3 protein-coding genes are annotated in these 1859 nt (G+C 57.9%); all 3 read left to right on the top strand.

Going from position 1 to position 1859, the window contains the following annotated elements:
• A partial coding sequence (gene tnpC / locus N181_RS08755) for an IS66 family transposase (RefSeq protein WP_155621608.1) occupies positions 1-919 on the top strand: 919 nt, incomplete at its 5' end.
• A complete protein-coding gene (locus N181_RS08760; protein WP_014857805.1) occupies positions 916-1527 on the top strand; it encodes a plasmid pRiA4b ORF-3 family protein in 612 nt (203 codons plus the stop codon). The genes tnpC and N181_RS08760, both read left to right, overlap by 4 nt.
• A gap of 29 nt (positions 1528-1556) precedes the next feature.
• Positions 1557-1847, top strand: a complete 291-nt coding sequence (locus tag N181_RS08765; protein WP_014330935.1) for a hypothetical protein — start codon at positions 1557-1559, stop codon at positions 1845-1847.
• Positions 1848-1859 lie beyond the last annotated feature (12 nt).

Raw genomic sequence — 1859 nt, forward strand, 5'->3', positions numbered from 1 at the left:
CTTGAAGCCCTTGCACGGATTGATCGAGGCGCATGTGCTGACCGCCGAGCGTCTACATGGCGATGACACGACCGTGCCGATCCTGGCGAAGGGCAAGACCGATACCGGGCGGATTTGGACCTATGTCAGGGACGATCGGCCGTTCAGCGGAACGTCGCCGCCAGCCGCCCTCTACTATGCCTCCCGCGATCGGCGGCAGGAACATCCCGAGCGCCATCTAAAGACCTTCACCGGCATTCTGCAGGCCGACGCCTATGGCGGCTACAACCCGCTCTTCAAAATGGACCGCGATTCTGGTCCGCTGACCCAGGCATTGTGCTGGTCGCATTCGCGTCGCAAGTTCTTCGTGCTTGCCGACATCGCCACCAACGCCAAACGGGGAAAGAACGCCACGCCGATCTCGCCGGTGGCGCTCGAGGCCGTGAAACGGATCGATGCCCTGTTCGATATCGAGCGTGACATCAATCGTCTCGCTGCAAGTGAAAGACTGGCGCGACGCCAGCGGGACAGCCGTCGTCTTGTCGAAGAGCTTGAGGCCTGGATGCGGGCCGAGCGGACAAAGCTGTCGCGCAGCTCTCCGGTCGCCGAGCCGATCGACTACATGCTAAAGCGCTGGGAGGGCTTTACGTCCTTCCTGGGCGACGGTCGGATTTGCCTGACCAACAATGCCGCCGAACGCGCTCTGCGCGGCTTCGCTCTCGGCAGGAAGTCGTGGCTGTTTGCGGGTTCTGATCGTGGTGCTGATCGCGCCGCCTTCATGGCGACGATGATCATGACGGCCAAGCTCAACGACGTCGATCCGCAGGCTTGGCTTGCCGACGTTCTCGCGCGTATCGCTGACACGCCGACAACAAAGCTTGCAGAGCTGCTGCCGTGGAATTGGACAGGTCCGCGGCCTATGATGGCTTTGGCATCATGACCGTCGATCGCATCGCCAGGCTACATATCCAACTCGACGATATCGAGCCTTTGATCTGGCGCAGGGTCGAGGTTCCACTCACGATGAGCTTGAAGGGGCTCCACGATGTCATTCAGGCCGTGATGCTGTTCGAGGATTATCATCTGTTCGAGTTCGAGGCTGGTGGGCGATGTTACGATGTGCCGGATCCAGAAGACCTCTACGAACGCAAAACCTTTGCTGCTCGCAACGTCCGCATAGCGGCACTCATCGAGCGTGGGATCGCGACCTTTAGCTACACCTATGACTTTGGTGATAACTGGCGGCACACTATCACGGTCGAGGCAGTGGAGGATGGAAACCCCAGCATCGAATATCCGCGCTTCATCGATGGTGAGCGCAGAGCGCCGCCGGAAGATGTTGGCAGCACCTCGGGGTTCGAGGAATTCCTGAACGTCATGGCGAAGCCACGGCATGCGCAGCATCGAGAGTTCGTGCGTTGGTATGGTGGCCGCTTCGACCCAGAAGATTTAAGCGTTGATATCATTCAAGACCGTGTCGCTAAAATTGCCCGCCGTCGGACACTTGGAAAAGCTGGATTTGCGAAGAGCCAAAACCAGCAGCACTGACCAAATCTGAAAACACAGAACGAGGCATCATGGGCTACCGCAACTCTGCCCTCTACACCCTGAAATATGTCGCCGCGATGCTTGATGAGGACGAAGACTTCTTGCGAGAATGTTCGATTGAGATGTTCTCTGAAGATGGCTGCTTGTGGGCATATGATGACTATCCGGCCTCGGAGCTCAGCGAGCACATCATCTTGTTCACCCAAGTGGGGATCGAAAACCTTCAACAGATTATCCGCAATCTTCGCGGAATTGGCGACCCGCCATCGAAACCAGTGGCAGAAAGAAATCGCAAAAAGCCTCGGCTACTGCGGTCCTGACCGGATGGTTAC

It is taken from the genome of Sinorhizobium fredii USDA 205 (assembly GCF_001461695.1).
GTDB classification, from domain to species: Bacteria; Pseudomonadota; Alphaproteobacteria; order Rhizobiales; family Rhizobiaceae; genus Sinorhizobium; species Sinorhizobium fredii.